The sequence below is a fragment of the Solwaraspora sp. WMMD937 genome (assembly GCF_029581175.1).
Classification (GTDB): domain Bacteria; phylum Actinomycetota; class Actinomycetes; order Mycobacteriales; family Micromonosporaceae; genus Micromonospora_E.
Genome location: NZ_CP120738.1, coordinates 1,206,322 through 1,223,989, shown reverse-complemented (window position 1 = coordinate 1,223,989; position 17,668 = coordinate 1,206,322). Strand labels below are relative to the sequence as shown.

Genomic DNA, 17,668 nt, shown 5'->3' with positions numbered 1-17,668 from the left:
GTGGGAGTTGTTGTCCGTCAGCGCTCGCGGTTCGGGTAGCGGCGACGTTGGGTCAGGTGGACGAGAATCACTCCGCCGACGATCAGCACCAGGCCGACGACCAGGAAGTTCATCGTGTTGGCACCGGTCAGTGCCAGCGGACTGGCTGAGTCGTCAGCGTCCGCTTCGTTTGCGAGGTTGTCCACGGCTGGTGCATTGATTCCACCGGCGGCGGCAGTCGGGCTCGGGTCCGCGCTTGGCTGTGCGGTCGGCTCTGGGGTCGGGTCGGCTTCCTTCTGCTCTTCGGCAGCGGTCTCGGTCGGCTCCGGCGTGGGCTCGGCGTCCTGCGTCGGCGGTGCCGGATCGTCGGTGATCTCCGCCTCGGGGCTGGCCGGCGCTGGTGTCTCCTCGGCGGGCGGCTCGTCGGCGGGCGGTTCGTTGGCGGGTGGTTCCTCGGCGGGCGGTTCGTCGGCGGGCGGTTCGTTGGCGGGCGGTTCGTCGGCGGGCGGTTCGTCGGCCGGTGGTTCCTCAGCGGGCGGTTCCTCCGCTCCGCCGGCTCGGACCTCGATACGGACGGCGTCGATTGCCGGGGTCTGGTTGGCCCGCTGCATCATCGGGATCCGGTGCGATCCGTCACCGGCCCACGATGCGCACTGGGCGATTCCCTCCTGAGGCAGCCCGGGCACCTGGATGGTGACCACATCCGGCTCGGCACCGCCGCCACCGTCCTCGGTCGCGACGAAGAAGGCCGGCACCGGCTCCGGGTCGAGTGCCTCGGTGGTGCTGGTCAGCATTCGGCAGGCGGTGTGGAAGTGGCCGCGGGTCAGCCCGTCACCGGTCAGCAGCGCGGACTCCACGTAGTACCCGCCCTGAGCCGCCGGCAGGAAGCGGTCCCGGACCAGGTTGCGGGTGCTGACCCGTAGTTGGAACGGTTCGCCGACGCCGACCGATTCCGGCGACTCGGTGATCAGCAGCGTCGGGTTCTGCTCCGCCGCACCGACCTCGCCGAACGCCGTCGAGACGCAGCGGCTGCCCACCTGGAAACCGTCGTGCGGGTCCAACGAACTGTCGTCACATCCGGTACCGAGCACATCGAGTCCGTTGACCTGCTCGCTGGCCTTGCGATCCGTTCCAGCACTGGAGATCTGGCTGACAGCGATCAGGACCCCGAAGGCGGACAGGGTCGCGACCGCGATGACGGCGCGGCGCGCCCGTCCGCCCTTCGCGGGTCTGGCGGCGCGTCTGTGAGCCGGTTGTCCCATGTGCACACCTTCCGAATGCTCACCGTGCTGTGATGTCTGTATTAGGCTCGGGCACGACGGTGCCGGCGGGGGTTTGCCGGGAGCGGACGACTGGTCGTCCCGGGCCATACGCACACGTTAGGGAGCGGTTCAATCAAGAATCAACTTCAGCGCCAGAAATGATGATTTCTTGAGCCGCAAGTAAAGAAAACTTATGGCAACGACCTTGAACGCTCGACATCAGCCGTTCGGCTGATGTCGATGTGGTGACTGTCGGTAGTGGCCGGATGTCACCGGCGTTCGTCGTGCAGCAGCTTCTTCTGCACCTTACCCATCGCGTTGCGTGGCAGGTCGTCCACGATGCGCACCTCGCGTGGTCGCTTGTGGGTGGAGAGTTCGGTGGCCACGAAGTCGATCAGCGACTGCGGGGACACGCCCTCGGCCACCACGTACGCGACGACCCGTTGCCCGAGGTCGGCGTCGGGTGCGCCGATGACCGCCGCCTCGCGTACCGCCGGATGGGTCAGCAGCACGTTCTCCACCTCGCCGGCACCGATCCGGTAACCACCGCTCTTGATCAGGTCGGTCGAGGCACGGCCGACGATTCGGTGCCAGCCGGCCCGGTCGATTGCCGCGACGTCGCCGGTGCGGAACCAGCCGTCCGGGGTGAAGTCGCCGCGCCCGGCGGCGCCGAGGTAACCGTCGAACACCATCGGGCCGCGAACCTGCAGTTCGCCGATGGTCTCGCCGTCCGCCGGCAACCGCTCGCCGTCCTCACTGGCCAGCCGGGTGTGTACGCCGGCGAGCGGCGTACCGACCCAGCCGGGTCGCCGCTCGCCGTCGGCGCGGCTGCTGACCGTGATCAAGGTTTCGGTCATTCCGTACCGTTCGACCGGTGCCTGCCCGGTGAGCTCGGCCAGGGTGTGAAAGACCGGGGCGGGCAGGGCCGCCGAACCGGAGACGAGGAGCCGGGCGGCGCGCAACGCCCGGGCGGAGGGCCGGTCGGCGCAGATCCGGGACCAGATCGTCGGTACGCCGAAGTACAGCGTGCCACCGGCGGCGGCGTACGCCCCAGGGGTGGGCCGGCCGGTGTGCACCAGCCGGCAGCCGACGCGTAGTGCGCCGATGACGCCGAGCACCAGACCGTGTACGTGAAACAGCGGCAGGCCGTGGACCAGGGTGTCGTCCGGCGTCCACGCCCAGGCCTCGGCGAGGGCGTCGAGGTCGGCGGCGATGTTGGCGCTGGTCACCGGTACACCCTTCGGTGCGCCGGTGGTGCCGCTGGTGTAGAGGATCAGCGCGGGGGCGTCGGACCCGACGGTCCGGCGCTGGCCGGGCCCGCCCTGGTCGGAGCCGTCCTGGTCGGAGCCGATCCCGACCGGCCTCGTCGGGTTGGGGCCAAGCAGCAGTTGAGCGCCGGAGTCGCGCAGGATGTGACCGCGTTCGACCGGGCCGGCGTCCGGCGGTACGGGGACCAGCGTGGTGCCGGCCAGCAGGCAACCGGTGAGCGCGACGACCGTGTCGAGGCTGGCGGTGGCGTCGACCGCGACGGTGTCGGCGCCGGCGATCTGCCTGGCGACGGCGGTCGCGGCTTCGAGCAGGTCGTCGCCGGACATCGACTGGTCGCCGACGGTGACCGCCGCCGGCCGGCCGGTCAGTCGCGTGGGGTTCAGCAACGCCATCTTCCCGACTCTCCTCCTGCCGGTGAGCGGACCGGCTCCGGACCATTGTCGGCTCTGTGGTTGCCCGGCGCTGAACCACGGTGGCCCGGAGTCTGCCGACGCTGGATCGAGCTGGCCGGCCCCCTCCTCCGCCCCGGCGGGCAAGCCAAACAAGCGGTTGACCAAAAGGATGACTACGCTCGACGTACCGGGCGAGATCATCTTTTTTCAGATCGGTCCGGGCCTGATGCTCGGCCTGTTCGACGCGGACGCCTTCGGCCGGGACATCGACCCGGCTGCGGCGGTTCAGACCCGGCCGGGCGGCTTCACGCTGGCGCACAACGTGCCGACGCCGGACGACGTCGACCGGGTGCTGACCGAGGCACAGACGGCCGGCGGGACGATCCTCAAGCCGGGCCAGCCGGCTGACTTCGGCGGCTACCACGGGCACTTCGCCGACCCGAACGGCACGGTCTGGGAGGTCGCCTGTAACCCGGGCTGGCGGGTCGAGCCGGATGGCACCGTCGTGCTCGGCCCGGTCACCCCGGACAGCCCGGTCAACCAGATCAGCTAGCCAGGCCGACCAGGCCGACCGGGTCGGCCTGGTTCGCTCGTTCCCTCCGTTGTCGACGGGCTCTCTTCTGACTGCTACCGGTCAGCTCTGAAACACGCCGTCTGATTCCTGCCACAAATGTTCGTCGCTAGGTCCGGAAAATCACATGGCTTGTATTTCGGATGTATTTCGCGATGCTATGAGATAAATGAGACGTGAAATCTCTGCTTCTCTGTGGTGCTCCCTGCTCACATGACGTCGAAGCGTTTGGTGAAGTTGGATCCAATGATTCTGGTCCACATCTACCCAGCTCAAGCGGCGGGTTTTGGGAGTGTCCGTGATCAGTCATTCCACTTCCATTGTGATCAATGAAAATCTGCCAATACGCTGCTAGCGCCCAGATGGGTACCAAGACAAGGGAGGGTCTCTTGAAATCCACACTGCGCTGGTCGGCGATGGCCGGCCTGGCACTCGCGCTGGTCGTCACCGGCGCGCCGGCCGCCCAGGCGGAGTCGTCGCCGTTCAAGTCGGACGGCAACACGAGCGCCATCGCCCGCACTCTCGACGGCCGGGCGATCACCAACGCCAAGATCGCGAAGGAGGTCACCGACTTCTGGACCGAGGAGCGGATGGCATCGGCGGTCGACCTGACCTTCGCGAGGTCGGCGAAGGGTGCCGAATCGACGATCGCCGACGCCAAGCCCAACGGGCCGGCGGGTGCGGTGGCGCCGGTCGCGCCGAGCCTCGGCAACCGCGGTGACGTCGGACTGATGCTCAACGAGTCGCAGGCCGTCGGCAAGGTCTACTTCACCACCCCCACCGGGGGTACCGCCTCCTGCTCGGCCAGCACCGTCGCCAGCGGCAAGCGTCGGCTGGTCATGACCGCCGGGCACTGCGTCCACCAGGGCCCTGGCGGACAGTGGTACAGCAACTGGCAGTTCGTCCCGCGGTACCGCAACGGCTCGCGCCCGTTCGGCACGTTCGTGGCGTCCAGCCTCAACACCCGTACCGCCTGGATCAACAGCGGCAGCTACGCCGAGGACATGGGCATCGCCATCATGAACAACGGCGGCATCTACGGTGCCAAGGTCGTCGACACGGTCGGTGGCCACGGGCTGCGCTGGAACTACAGCTACAGCGTCTATGTCACCGCTCTCGGTTACCCGTCCAACCTGGGTGGCGGCGAGAGTCAGTACTACTGCCAGGGAACCACGTGGAACCCCGGCGGCCAGCAGATCCGGATGTACTGCAACATGACCTACGGTTCCAGCGGCGGACCTTGGCTGCAGGAATACAACGACTCGACCGGCTACGGGTACATCAACAGCGTGGTAAGCCACGGTGACAACCCGGGCAACGGTCAGTTCGACGGCCCGTACTTCGACAACGACATCAAGAGCCTGTACGACTTCGCCGAAGGTATCTCTCCGGCCTGATCCGTCCGTTCACCTGATACGTACCGTTCAGAGGTAGCCTCGGCCGATATGGCCGGGGCTACCCCCCGCTGTGGACGCCTCGTCGAGGTGAGGCTGAGATACCTCACGTGTCGGTTTCAGGGTGCGTACGCCTCACCTCGGTGACACTTGGGCCGCCGTTGGGTCGCTGTGTGAGGCTGAATGCGACCGATGATCGCTCCCGTTCGCCGCTGCTGAGGTCTTCATGCGACGTCGAAACAGCGAGTATCGTCCCACGTCGCGGTGGAGGGCTCGCCGAGGTGCGTCACGGGCGGTCGGCAGACTGGCCGGCCTTTCGGGCTGGGGAGGCGTCGTATCCGGCGGCTCGGCAGTGGTGGCGATCATCCTGATCGCCCTTGGCGGGCACCGTTCTGCCCGTAAGTAAGCAACCCGGTGAACTGGAGTGGATCAACCGGGTGGCGTGGTCGACTCGGATGATCGGGTCGGGAATGCACCAGATGACGGGACTTACCGTGCGTACCCGGCCAGTGATTGAATCGACGGACTGTCAGTGGTGCCGGGCCGGGGAGCAGTGGTGGACGTCTTCGATGTACGCGACAAGCTCATCGAGGACTACAAGGAGTTCACGTCCAGCTTCGTCGACCCCCGCGACCCGAAGATCGCCGAACACATCGCGGAGTTGACCGCCCAGGGCTACCAGTGGCCGGCACCGTTCCTGTCGCTCAACCCCAACTTCGCCTCCGGCGGCAGGGTCGACGAGCTGGTCCAGCAGGGCCTGCTGCACCCCGACAACGAGCGGATCTTCCGGATCAAGCGCCAGCCGGACGACCCGGGGGCGCGGCCGCTGCGGCTGCACCAGCACCAGCGGGAAGCGATCGAGATCGCCCGGGACCGGCACAGCTACGTGCTGACTACCGGCACCGGTTCCGGCAAGAGCCTGTCGTACATCGTGCCGATCGTCGACCGGGTGCTGCGGGCCAAGGCCGACGGCACCTACCGGCCCGGGGTGAAGGCGATCATCGTCTATCCGATGAACGCGCTGGCCAACAGCCAGCTCAACGAGCTGACGAAGTTTCTCAGCTGGGGCCCGCCGGGCGGGACCCCGCCGGTGCGGTTCGCCCGCTACACCGGGCAGGAGAACACCGATGAGCGGCGGCGGATCCTCGCTGACCCGCCGGACATCCTGCTCACCAACTACGTGATGTTGGAGCTGGTGCTGACCCGGCACGCCGAACGCGGCCCGTTGACCCGGGCCGCCCGTGGCCTGTGGTTCCTGGTCCTCGACGAGCTGCACACCTATCGCGGCCGGCAGGGTGCCGACGTGGCGTTCCTGGTCCGCCGGGCCCGGGACGCCTTCGCCGCGCCGCAGGTGCAGTGCGTCGGCACCTCGGCGACGATGGCCTCCGACACCACCGGCGCAGACCAGCGGATCAAGGTGGCCGAGGTGGCGAGCCGGCTGTTCGGCACCACCGTCGAACCCGGCCACGTGATCGTCGAGACGCTGGAGCGGGCCACCAGCGCACCGGCCACCAGCGCACCGGCCACCAGCGCACCGGTCGGCGGCGCTCCGGCCACCGGAGCGCCGGCAGGCACCGGCGCGGACCCCGCCGGTCTGCGTGACCGGGTCCTGCGGTGGGCCGCCGTCGAGCCGCCACAGCCGGACGTCGACGGATTACGTACCGATCCGTTGGCGGCGTGGGTCGAGGGCGCGTTCGGGGTGGAGCCCGACCCGGTCACCGGCCGGCCGGTGCGGCTGCGCCGGCCCCGGACGGTCCCGCAGGCCGCGGACCTGCTCGCCGAGCTGACCGGGGTGCCGGGCCGGGAGTGCGCCACCGCGATCGAGGCGGTGCTGGCCGCCGGTGCGGGGCTCGACGACCCGGGGACCGGGCGGCCGTTCTTCGCGTTCCGGCTGCACCAGTTTCTGTCCAAGGGCGACAACGTCTACACCACGATCGAGCCGCCGTCGGTGCGGCATGTGACCAGCCGCTACCAGGCGCTCTCCCCGACCAGCACGGTCGACCAGTCGAAGGCGCTGGTGCCGTTGGCCTTCTGCCGCGAATGCGGCCAGGACTATCTGATCGTCCGGCGCGCCGACCACGGCTTCGAGGCGGGCAGCGAGGTGGAGTCGGCCACCGGTGACGCCGGCTACCTCTACATCAGCGACGACCAGCCGTGGCCGGCGGATCTCGACACCGTGCTCAGCGACGCCCGGCTGCCGTACTCGTGGACGCTGCTGGCCGACGACGGCCGCACCATCGTGGCCCCGACGAAGGAACGCCACCTGCCGGAGCTGGTGCATCTCGACCCGATGGGCACCGAGCAGGCACCGGGGCAGGGGGTGCCGGCGGCCTGGATCTCGTCGCCGTTCCGGTTCTGCCTGCGCTGCCAGGTGTCCTACGAACGGCAGCGGGGCAAGGACTTCGCCCAGCTGGCGAAGCTGTCCGTGGAGGGCCGCAGCTCGGCGTTGTCGGTGGTCGGGGCGAGCGTGGTACGCGCGTTGCGGGCCGCCCCGCAGCTGCCGGCGGAGGCCCGCAAGCTGCTCGCCTTCGTCGACAACCGGCAGGACGCCTCGCTGCAGGCCGGGCACTTCAACGATTTCGTCCAGGTGGTGCAGCTGCGCGGCGCGCTGTACCGGGCGGTGGCGGCGGCCCCGGACGGGTTGACCCACGAGCGGGTGGCGCAGCAGGTCACCGAGGCGTTGCGGCTGGAGTTGGGGCAGTTTGCCCGGACCCCGGAGGTGCGGTACGGCAAGGACGAGATCTGGCGGGCGCTGCGCGAGGTGGTGAACTACCGGCTCTACCTCGATCTGGAACGCGGCTGGCGGGTCACCATGCCGAACCTGGAGCAGACCGGCCTGCTGCGGATCGGCTACCGCTACCTCGACGAGGTAGCCGTCGACGAGGAGATCTGGTCGCGCAGCCACCATCTGCTGCGCGACGACAAACCGGAACGCCGCCATGACGTGGCCTCGACGCTGCTGGACGAGCTGCGCCGCAACCTGGCGATCGACGTACGGTGCCTGACCCAGGACGGTTTCGACGAGATCGACCGGCTGTCCCGCCAGCAGCTGGCCGAGCCGTGGAAGCTGGGTGAACGGGAGCGGGCGGTCGTCGCCGGGGTCGCCTACCCGAAGCCGAGCGGCAAGGGCGAGCGGCGCAAACTGCTGCACTTGTCCGGCCGGGGCGCGTTCGGCAAGTACCTGATCCGCCAGTACGGCAAGGACGGCTGCACAGTCGCCGACGCGCAGGACATGATCCGCGACCTGCTGGCGGTGCTGGCCGAGGCGACCCTGGTCATCGAGGTGCCACCGGAGGGCGACGACCTGGTCAGCGGCTACCGGCTGAAGTCGGACGCGCTGATCTGGCAGGCCGGGGACGGCACGGTGGGCGCGGAGGACCGGGTCCGCAAGGTGCTCTCCGGTGAGGCCGGTGCCCGGGTCAACACCTTTTTCCGGGACCTGTACCGGGACACCTCGCATCTGCTGGCCGGGCTGCAGGCGAAGGAACACACCGCCCAGGTGGAGGCGGCGGACCGGCAGAAGCGGGAGAAGCAGTTCCAGGAAGCGGCGCTGCCGCTGCTGTTCTGCTCGCCGACGATGGAGCTGGGCGTCGACATCAAGGACCTCAACGCGGTGGCGATGCGCAACGTGCCGCCGACGCCGGCCAACTACGCCCAGCGGGCCGGGCGGGCCGGCCGGTCCGGGCAGCCGGCGCTGGTGGTCACCTACTGCTCGACGGGCAACGCACACGACCAGTTCTATTTCCGACGCCCGCAGCTGATGGTCGGCGGTGCGGTGCAGGCGCCCCGGCTCGATCTGGCCAACGAGGATCTGGTGCGGTCGCACGTGCAGGCGATCTGGCTGGCCGAGACCGGGGCCGAGCTGCCCAGTTCGCTGGTGCGGCTGTTGGAGACCGGCGGGGAGGCGCCGTCGCTGCGGATTTCGCCGGAGTTCGTCCGCAAGCTGCGCGACGACGACGCCCGTAAGCGGGCGCTGGCCCGTGCGGAAGCCGTCCTGGCCGGCGACGTCGACGGGGCGTCCGGCGGGACCCCAGGCGGGGCGCTTGCCGGGGCTCCCTGGTGGCGGGACCGCTGGGTCGCCGACACGGTGGAGCAGGCGTACGACGAGTTCGACGCGGCGTTGGGCCGCTGGCGGCAGCTCTACCAGGCGGCGCTGCGTGAGTACGAGGTGCAGAACCGCCGGGCGGTGGACACAAACGTGACCGGCAAGGCCCGGGACGAGGCGAGCCGGCGGGCCAACGACGCCCGGGTGCAGCTGAACCTGCTGGCCAACGAGGACTCCGACGAACCGCAGACCGACTTCTACACGTTCCGCTACCTGGCGTCGGAGGGTTTCCTGCCCGGCTACTCGTTCCCCCGGCTGCCGCTGGCCGCGTACGTGCCGGGCCTGGCCGGCGGACGCAAGGGCGACTACATCCACCGGCCCCGGTTCATCGGGATCAGCGAGTTCGGCCCCGGTGCGTTGATCTACCACGAGGGTGCCCGCTACCTGGTGCGCGGCGTGCAGCTGCATCAGGTGGCGTCGAACGCCGACGGGGTGTTGACCTCGTCGGCGCGGCGGTGCGCCGAGTGCGGGCATCTGCACGACGACGAGGTTGGCTGGGACGTGTGTGTGAACTGCGGGCAGGGGCTGGGGGCGACGGACACCAATCTGCTGCGCCTGTACACGGTCCGCACGCAGCGGCGGGAGCGGATCTCGTCGGACGAGGAGGAGCGGCGTCGGTCGCTGTTCGAGATCGAGACGTCGTACCGCTTCCATGATCATGGTCGGCGGCCGGGCCGGTTGACGGCGGCGGTGACCACCGCCGACGGCAGCCCGCTGGCCGAGCTGGTCTACGGCGACGCGGCGACGGTGCGGCGGGCCAATCTGGGGTTGCGTCGCCGCAAGGAGGCCAGCGTCCGGGGCTTCTTCCTGGATCCGGCGACCGGTGACTGGCTGTCCGAGCGTAAGGCGACGGAGAAGAACCGGGCCGACGACGAGGAGCTGACCTCGGACGAGGCGGCGATCACGGCGATCGACAAGGTGGCCGCGCCGGAGCGGGTGATCCCGTACGTGCAGGACCGGCGCAACATCCTGGTGCTGCGGCTGGCCGAGCGGGTGCCCGACGACATGGCGGTGACCCTGCTGTACGCGGTGGAACGCGGCATCGAGGCGCATTTCCAGCTGGAGGATTCGGAGCTGACCGGTGAGCTGCTGCCGGATCCGGATGACCGTGGCCGGATGCTGTTCATCGAGAGCGCCGAGGGCGGGGCGGGGGTGCTGCGTCGGCTGGTCGAGGAGCCGCACGCGGTCGCCCGGGTGGCGGCGAAGGCGTTGGAGATCGCGCACTTCGACCCGACCGGGGTCGATGTGGACCAGCCGGATGCCGGTGCCGACCACTGTGTCCAGGGCTGCTACGACTGTCTGTTGTCGTACTCGAATCAGGGGTTTCACCGGCGGATCAACCGGCACCTGGTGGCGCAGTTGTTGGTGTCGTTCGCGGCGGCGACGGCCGAGCGGCTGGCGGCCGGCCAGCCGCCGGGCGGCGACTGCCCACCAGTGGGCAGCGACGGGGCGGCTGGTGCCGGTAGCGTCGACGGGCCGGTCGCCGAGTTCGTGGCCTGGCTGGCGCGCGAGTCGTACCGGGGGCCGGATCCGGTGGCGGATCCGGTGGCGGGGGCCCGGCCGGATCTGACCTACCGGCAGCAGCGGGCGGTGGTCTTCGTCGATGAGCCGGGCGTGCAGCCGGGTGCCGGGCGGGACGTGGACGCCGAAGAAAGTGTGATCGACGCCGGCTGGACCCCGATCCGGGTGACCGCCGGTGACTGGCAGAGCGTGGTGGGTCGGTATCCCGGCGTGTTCGGGCGGCGGCAGGGAGGCAGTGCGTGACGGTGGCGGCGCAGCGGTTCGAGCCGGGGACGTTGGTCACGGCGCGGGGCCGGGAGTGGGTGGTGCTGCCCGAGTCGGAGCCGGAGGTGCTGGTGCTGCGTCCGCTCGGCGGGGCGGACGACGAACGCGCGGCGGTACTGCCGGATGTCGAGGAGGTCCGGTCGGCGACGTTCGCGTACCCGGATCCGACCGATGCCGGCAACGCCAGCCGGGCCGGCCTGCTGCGGACGGCGCTGCGGATCGGGTTCCGCTCCTCCGGCGGGCCGTTCCGGTCGTTGGGCGCGGTGGCGGTGGAGCCCCGGCCGTACCAGCTGGTGCCGCTGCTGATGGCGTTGCGTCAGGACCCGGTGCGGATGCTGATCGCCGATGACGTCGGTATCGGCAAGACCGTCGAAAGTGGGTTGATCGCGGCCGAGCTGCTGGCCCAGGGCGACGCGGACGGGTTGGCGGTGCTGTGCAGCCCGGCGTTGGCCGAGCAGTGGCAGCGGGAGTTGGCGGCCAAGTTCGGCATCGCCGCCGAGCTGGTGCTGCCGGGCACCGTACGCCGGTTGCAGGCGTCGCTGGTCGGCTCGACCGATTCGGTGTTCGACCGCTACCGGCACGTGGTGGTCTCCACTGATTTCATCAAGCGGCCGGAGCTGCGCGAGCAGTTCGTCCGCGGCTGCCCCAACCTGGTCATCGTCGACGAGGCGCACGGCTGCGTGCCGGACGACGACCGCCGGGCCGGCAAGTCCCGGATGTTGCGCTACGAGTTGGTACGCCGGTTGGCCGCCGACCCGGCCCGGCAGTTGATCCTGGTGACGGCGACGCCGCACAGCGGCAAGGACACCGGGTTCCGCAACCTGCTGGGGCTGCTGGATCCGGAGCTGGCCACAGTAGACCTTAACCAGGTTGCGGGTCGGGAACGGCTGGCCCGGCATTTCGTGCAGCGCCGCCGCGCCGACATCCGGGGCTTCCTGGAGGACACCCCGTTCCCGGAGGACCGGCACACCACCGAGCGCGCCTACCGGCTGTCCGGCGAGTACCGCGACCTGTTCGACGACGTGGTGGCGTACGCCCGGCAGGTGGTGCGGGATCCGCTCGGCGGGCAGGTGCGCCAGCGGGTGCGGTACTGGTCGGCGTTGGCGTTGCTGCGGGCGTTGGCGTCGTCGCCGGCCGCGGCGGCGGCGACGCTGCGGACCCGGGCGGCGAACGCCGACGCCGACAGCGCCGAGGACGCGGACACTCTGGGCAGGGCGGCGGTGCTGGATCTGCCCGACGACGAGACCCAGGAGTCGGCCGACGCGACCCCGGGCGCGGACCCAGGAGCGGACGGTGGCGGCGGCAGTGCCGAGCAGCGCCGGCTGCGCGAGTTCGCCCGGCGCGCCGAGGCGCTGGCCGGGGCCGGCGACGCCAAACTGACCTTGCTGGTCAAGGAGGTCAAGACGCTGCTCGGCGACGGGTTCAACCCGGTGGTGTTCTGTCGCTACATCGACACCGCTGAGTACGTCGCGCAGCGGCTGGAGGCGGCGTTGGGCCGCAACTTCGCGGTCGGCTGCGTCACCGGGGCGTTGCCGCCGGAGGAGCGGGCGGCCCGGATCGCCGAGTTGACCGCCGACACCAGCCGTCGCCCGGTGCTGGTCGCCACCGACTGCCTGTCCGAGGGGGTCAACCTGCAGGAACGGTTCCAGGCGGTGGTGCACTACGACCTGGCCTGGAACCCGACCCGGCACGAGCAGCGGGAGGGCCGGGTCGACCGGTTCGGCCAGGTCGCCCCGACGGTACGCGCGGTGATGATCTACGGCGCGGACAACCGGATCGACGAGATCGTGCTGAAGGTGCTGCTGCGCAAGCACAACCGGATCCGCGAGACGTTGGGCATCTCGGTGCCGGTGCCGGACGCCAGCGACGACGTCCTGCAGACGATCGCCCACGAGCTGCTGGTGGCGCCGGAGCAGCCGGAGCAGTTGACCATCGACGCGCTGGCCGCCGGCCCGCGTGAGGAGCTGCACCGGCAGTGGGACTCGGCGGCCGAGCGGGAGAAGGAGTCGCGCACCAAGTACGCCCAGCGGGCGATCAAACCGGCCGAGGTGGCCGACGAGTTGGCCGAGATCCGGGCCAGTCTGGGCACTCCGGCCGAGGTGGCCGAGTTCGCGGCGACCGCGCTGGCCGCGTTCGGTGCCGACGTGGTCGAGCGGCCGTACGGGTTCGACGCCGACCTGGCCGGGCTGCCCGGCCAGGTCACCGACGCCTTCCCACCCCGGCCGACGAAGGCGGGGCAGGGCAAGGCCGGGGTGTTGCAGCTGCGCCGTGAGCTGCCGACGCCGCCGGGCGCGGCACATCTGGACCGGACCGACCCGTACGTGTCGGCGCTGGCCCGGCAGGTGTTGGAGTCGGCGCTGAATCCGTCGCTGCCGGCGGACAAGCTGTCGGCGGAGAAGCGGCCGGCGCGGCGGGCCGGGGTGATGCGTACCGCCGCCGTGTCGAAACGCACGACGCTGCTGCTGGTGCGGTTCCGGCTGCATCTGACGTTGCCGGCCGGCGCGGCGGCGGGCGGTGAGCCGCGCCCGATGGTCGCCGAGGAGGCGCGGGTGCTGGCGTTCCGGGGTGCCCCGCAGGCGGCCGAGTGGCTGACCGAGGAGGAGACGGCGGCGCTGCTGTCGGCGACGCCGACCGGCAACGTGCTGCCGGACACGGCGGCACCGCTGCTGGCCCGGGTCGTCGGCCAGCTCGACGCGGTCACCGACCATCTGTCGGCGACCGCCGACGAGCTCGCCGACCGGTTGCGGGCCGCGCATCTGCGGGTCCGGGAGGCGGTCGGGCAGCGGGTCCGCCGACAGGTCACGGTGACCGCGCAGAAACCGGCCGACGTGCTCGGCGTCTACCTCTACCTTCCCGAAGGGCAGCAGTGATGAGCGGCGCGGTGGTCTATCCGGCGGTACGGGTCGACGGCGGCCTGCTGCCCGGCGGTCTGCTGCAGCGCATCGGCCACGGCGACCGGGAGCTGCCGGGGATGGACCCGGCCGCGTACGGCCTGCAGTCGGGTGAGTCGGTGCGCCGCTACGCCAACCGGTCGTTCGCCTATCTGCAGGAGGTGTGGCGGGACTTCAGCCGGCAGCGGGAGCGGGCCGGCGACGGGGCACCGGCCCGGCTGACCCGGGAACGCTGGCTGCTGGTGCTGCTGCGGGAGCTGGGTTTCGACCCGTTGACGCCGGTGACCGGTGGGATCGCCGTCGACGAGTTGACGTTCCCGGTGTCGCACCGGTGGGACGCCGTACCGGTGCATCTGCTCGGCTGGGGGGTAGACCTGGACCGGCGGACGGCGCGGGTGCGCGGCGCGGCCGGTGCCGCCCCGCATTCGATGGTGCAGCAGCTGCTGAACCGCAGCGACCGGCACCTGTGGGCGGTGCTGTCGAACGGGCAGAAGCTGCGGCTGCTGCGGGATTCGACGACGCTGGTCGGTTCGGCGTCGATCGAGTTCGACCTGGAGGCGATTTTCGACGGGGAGCTGTTCGCCGATTTCGTGCTGCTGTACCGGCTGGCGCACGCGTCCCGGATGCGTCCGGCCGATCCGGCGGCCGGGCCGGTGTCGTGTGTGCTGGAGCAGTGGCGGGCGGCCGGCGCCAAGCAGGGCGAACGCGCGTTGGAGCAGCTGCGCGACGGGGTGGAACGGGCGCTGGAGATCCTCGGCACCGGTTTGCTGACCCATCCGGAGAACGCCGCGCTGCGCGGCCAGGTCGCCGACGCGACGCTGCGCCTGGAGGACGTGAAACGGTCGCTGCTGCGGGTGATCTACCGGCTGTTGTTCTGGTTCGTCGCCGAGGACCGGGATTCGCTGCTGGACCCGCAGGCGGACGCGGCGACCCGGCGACGCTACGCGACGTTCTTCTCGGCGGCCCGGCTGCGGGACCTGGCGGTGCGGCGGCGGCATTCCCGCCACGGCGACCTGTGGGAGGCGGTCCGCCTGGTCTTCGACTCGCTGGGCCGGGAGGCGGGCCAGCCCCGACTGGGTCTGCCGGGCATCGGCGGGCTGTTCGAGCCTGGCCCGCTGGACCGGCCGTTGGCGGCGGCGAAGCTGTCGAACCGGCATCTGCTGGAGGCGATGGAGGCGCTGGCGGTGCTGCCGCAGCGGCGCGGCGGCGGCCGGCAGCGGGTCGACTTCCGGCACCTGGGCGCGGAGGAGCTGGGCAGCGTCTACGAGTCGCTGCTGGAGCTGCGGCCCCGCTGGGACGCGTCGGCGTGGCGGTTCGGCACGGAACGGCTGGCCGGCAACGAACGTAAGACCACCGGCTCCTACTACACCCCGTCGCCGCTGGTGGAGTCGCTGCTGGACTCGGCGCTGGATCCGCTGATCGACGAGGCGTGCGACCGGCCGACCCCGCCGGAGCGGGTGGCGGCGCTGCTGGAGTTGACGGTCTGCGACCCGGCGTGTGGGTCGGGGCATTTCCTGATCGCGGCGGCCCGGCGGATCGCGAAGCGGGTCGCCGCGGAGGAGACCGATGAGTTGGAGCCGACGCCGCTGGCGGTCCGCTCGGCGCTGCGCCGGGTGATCGGCCGTTGCATCTACGGCGTCGACGTCAACGAGATGGCCGCCGAGTTGGCGAAGGTGTCGCTGTGGCTGGAGGCGATGGAGCCGGGCCGGCCGCTGGGCTACCTGGACGCCAACATCCGGGTCGGCAACTCCCTGCTCGGGGTGACGCCCCGGCTGCTGGCCGACGGCATCCCGGACACGGCGTTCACCGCGTTGACCGGCGACGACAGGAAGGTCGCCACCGCGTTGAAGAAGCAGAACGCGGTGGAGGCCGGCGGCCAGACGGAGCTGTTGTGGAGCGGCGGCGTCCAGGTCGGCAACGCCACGCTCGCCGAGGAGGCCGCCCAGATCACCCGGGCCGAGCCGGGGTCGCTGGCCGACGTGCACGTGCAGGCCAAGCGGGCGCAGGTCCTGGAGCAGGAGCGCCGTCACGCCCGGCTGGTCGCGGACGCCTGGTGCGCCGCGTTCGTGCAGCCAAAAACCCCAGATTCCCGGGGTACGGCGATCACGCAGGCGGTGTTGGAGCGGCTCGGCAAGGGTGAGGCGTCGCTGGAGTTGGCCGCGGTCGAGGAGCAGGTGGAGCGGCTGCACCGGCAGTTCCGCTTCTTCCACTGGCACATCGAGTTCCCGCACATCTTCCGGGTGCCCGACCACGGCCCGGTCAACGACGCCACCGGCTGGCAGGGCGGCTTCTCCTGCGTCCTCGGCAACCCCCCGTGGGAGAAAATCGAGTTCAAAGAGCAGGAGTTCTTCGCGGCACCAGCGCCACACATCGCGAACGCGGCCCACGCCTCGGCGCGGAAGAAGGCGATCGCCGCACTGGAGCACGCCGAAGAGCCCTCGTATCAGTCGCTGTACCGGGACTACCTGAACGCTGTCCGCGAAGTCGAGGCGATCAGCCACATGATCCGCAGCTCCGGACGCTATCCACTGACCGGCCAGGGCCGGCTCAACACCTACGCGATGTTCGCGGAGTCATCTCGCATCATCCTTGCACCTGCCGGTCAGCTCGGCATGATCGTGCCGACCGGGATCGCCACCGATGCGACCACCCAGGACTTCTTCAAGGACCTGGTGCGTCGGCGGAGTCTGGTGTCGTTGTTCGACTTCGAAAACGAGGACCGGGTTTTCCAGGGGGTCGATCATCGGGTCCGGTTTTCGTTGTTGACGGTGGCGGGTGTGCGGCGGTCGGTCGATCGGGTGTCGTTGGTGTTTCGGGTGCGGCAGGTGGATCAGATCGCGCGGCGGGCGTATGTGTTGACGCCGGAGGAGATCAGCTTGTTGAACCCGAACACGGGGACGTGTCCGGTGTTTCTATCTCGGCGGGATGCAGAGATCACGTTGGGGATTTACCGGCGGGTTCCGGTCCTGTGGCACGAGGCCAAAGTGGGCGGCAACCCGTGGGGTGTCTCGTTCAGTCAAGGCCTGTTCAACATGGCCACGGACTCGGGGCTTTTCCGAACGAGGGAGGTCTTGGAGCCAGACGGCTGGACGTTGGAGGGCAACCACTTCGTCAGAGGCGACGATCGGATGCTGCCGTTGTACGAGGCGAAGATGGCGCACTTCTACGACCACCGGTTGGGCACGTATGAGGGTGCGACGCAGGCGCAGTTGAACGTCGGGACGCTGCCCCGCTTCACCGACGCCGATCATGACGATCCGGCGCGGCTGCCACTGCCACGCTATTGGGTGTCGAAGCAGGTGGTGGACGAGCGGCTGGCCGGGCGCTGGTCGCACGACTGGCTGCTGGGTTGGCGCGACATCGCCCGCAGCACCGACGAGCGCACCCTGATCCCAGCCGCGCTTCCGCGCGTTGCCGCAGGAGACAAATTGCTGCTGGCCATGCCGTCCAAAAGCGCTGTTTGTCTGCAGGCAAATATGAGTGCCTTCGTTGCTGATTATGTGGTGCGTCAGAAATTTGCCGGTACTTCGCTGAAGTACTATTTAATGAAACAGATTGCGCTGCTGCCGCCGAGTGAATATGAGAACCGAACTCCTTGGTTGCGCGATGACATCGAGTTGAGGAAGTGGATAGGCGCCCGTGTTTTAGAGTTGACATATTCGGCTCACGACATGTCAAGCTATGCTGCGGACCTGGGTGACGACGGGTTGCCTTTCCGATGGAATCTGGGTCGACGGGAGCTGATCCGAGCCGAGTTGGACGCTGCCTATTTCCATCTGTACGGGGTGGACCGGGATGACGTCGACTACATCATGGAGACCTTCAAGGTTGTCCGGGAGAAGGACGAGAGGGCACACGGCGAGTACCGCACGAAGCGCCTGATCCTGGAGCGCTACGACGCCATGGCCGATGCCGTCCGCACCAGTACGCCGTACCAAACCCCGCTAGACCCCCCACCTGGCCAAGGCCCGCGCCACTCCGCATAGGGAGCCAATCACTGATGAAGCTGGGCCGCTGTGC

The 17,668-nt window shown here is 69.9% G+C and carries 7 protein-coding genes; 5 read left to right on the top strand and 2 right to left on the bottom strand.

Annotation, left to right across the window (positions count from 1 at the left end; genetic code table 11):
- Positions 1–17 precede the first annotated feature (17 nt).
- Both O7621_RS29150 and O7621_RS05370 read right to left on the bottom strand, forming a co-directional pair.
- On the bottom strand, positions 18–1,241 hold the full coding sequence (locus tag O7621_RS29150) for a hypothetical protein (protein WP_348775286.1): 1,224 nt from the start codon (positions 1,239–1,241) through the stop codon (positions 18–20).
- Positions 1,242–1,510: 269 nt separating this feature from the next.
- A complete protein-coding gene (locus O7621_RS05370; RefSeq protein ID WP_282233004.1) occupies positions 1,511–2,902 on the bottom strand; it encodes an acyl-CoA synthetase in 1,392 nt (463 codons plus the stop codon).
- Between the two features lie 169 nt (positions 2,903–3,071).
- Between O7621_RS05370 and O7621_RS05365 the strand changes: the two genes are divergently transcribed.
- The 5 genes from O7621_RS05365 (at position 3,072) to O7621_RS05345 (ending at position 17,634) form a co-directional block, all read left to right on the top strand.
- Positions 3,072–3,455: a VOC family protein gene (locus tag O7621_RS05365; protein ID WP_282233003.1), complete on the top strand. Its 384-nt coding sequence runs from the start codon at positions 3,072–3,074 to the stop codon at positions 3,453–3,455.
- Positions 3,456–3,835: 380 nt separating this feature from the next.
- Positions 3,836–4,870, top strand: coding sequence for a hypothetical protein (locus O7621_RS05360; RefSeq protein WP_348775285.1), 1,035 nt, complete (start codon positions 3,836–3,838; stop codon positions 4,868–4,870).
- A 553-nt stretch (positions 4,871–5,423) separates the two neighbouring features.
- Entirely contained in the window at positions 5,424–10,736 is a 5,313-nt protein-coding gene (locus tag O7621_RS05355) for a DEAD/DEAH box helicase (RefSeq protein ID WP_282233001.1), read from the top strand.
- Positions 10,733–13,627: a helicase-related protein gene (locus tag O7621_RS05350; protein WP_282233000.1), complete on the top strand. Its 2,895-nt coding sequence runs from the start codon at positions 10,733–10,735 to the stop codon at positions 13,625–13,627. Before O7621_RS05355 ends, O7621_RS05350 begins: the two co-directional genes overlap by 4 nt.
- Positions 13,627–17,634: a DNA methyltransferase gene (locus O7621_RS05345; RefSeq protein ID WP_282232999.1), complete on the top strand. Its 4,008-nt coding sequence runs from the start codon at positions 13,627–13,629 to the stop codon at positions 17,632–17,634. Before O7621_RS05350 ends, O7621_RS05345 begins: the two co-directional genes overlap by 1 nt.
- Positions 17,635–17,668 lie beyond the last annotated feature (34 nt).

Bases quoted from the DNA above. Each gene is read 5' to 3' on its own strand.
- O7621_RS05345 (WP_282232999.1), top strand. From the start codon at position 13,627: ATGAGCGGCGCGGTGGTCTATCCGGCGGTACGGGTCGACGGCGGCCTG.
- O7621_RS05370 (WP_282233004.1), bottom strand. From the start codon at position 2,902: ATGGCGTTGCTGAACCCCACGCGACTGACCGGCCGGCCGGCGGCGGTC.
- O7621_RS05360 (WP_348775285.1), top strand. From the start codon at position 3,836: ATGGGTACCAAGACAAGGGAGGGTCTCTTGAAATCCACACTGCGCTGG.
- O7621_RS29150 (WP_348775286.1), bottom strand. From the start codon at position 1,241: ATGGGACAACCGGCTCACAGACGCGCCGCCAGACCCGCGAAGGGCGGA.
- O7621_RS05365 (WP_282233003.1), top strand. From the start codon at position 3,072: ATGACTACGCTCGACGTACCGGGCGAGATCATCTTTTTTCAGATCGGT.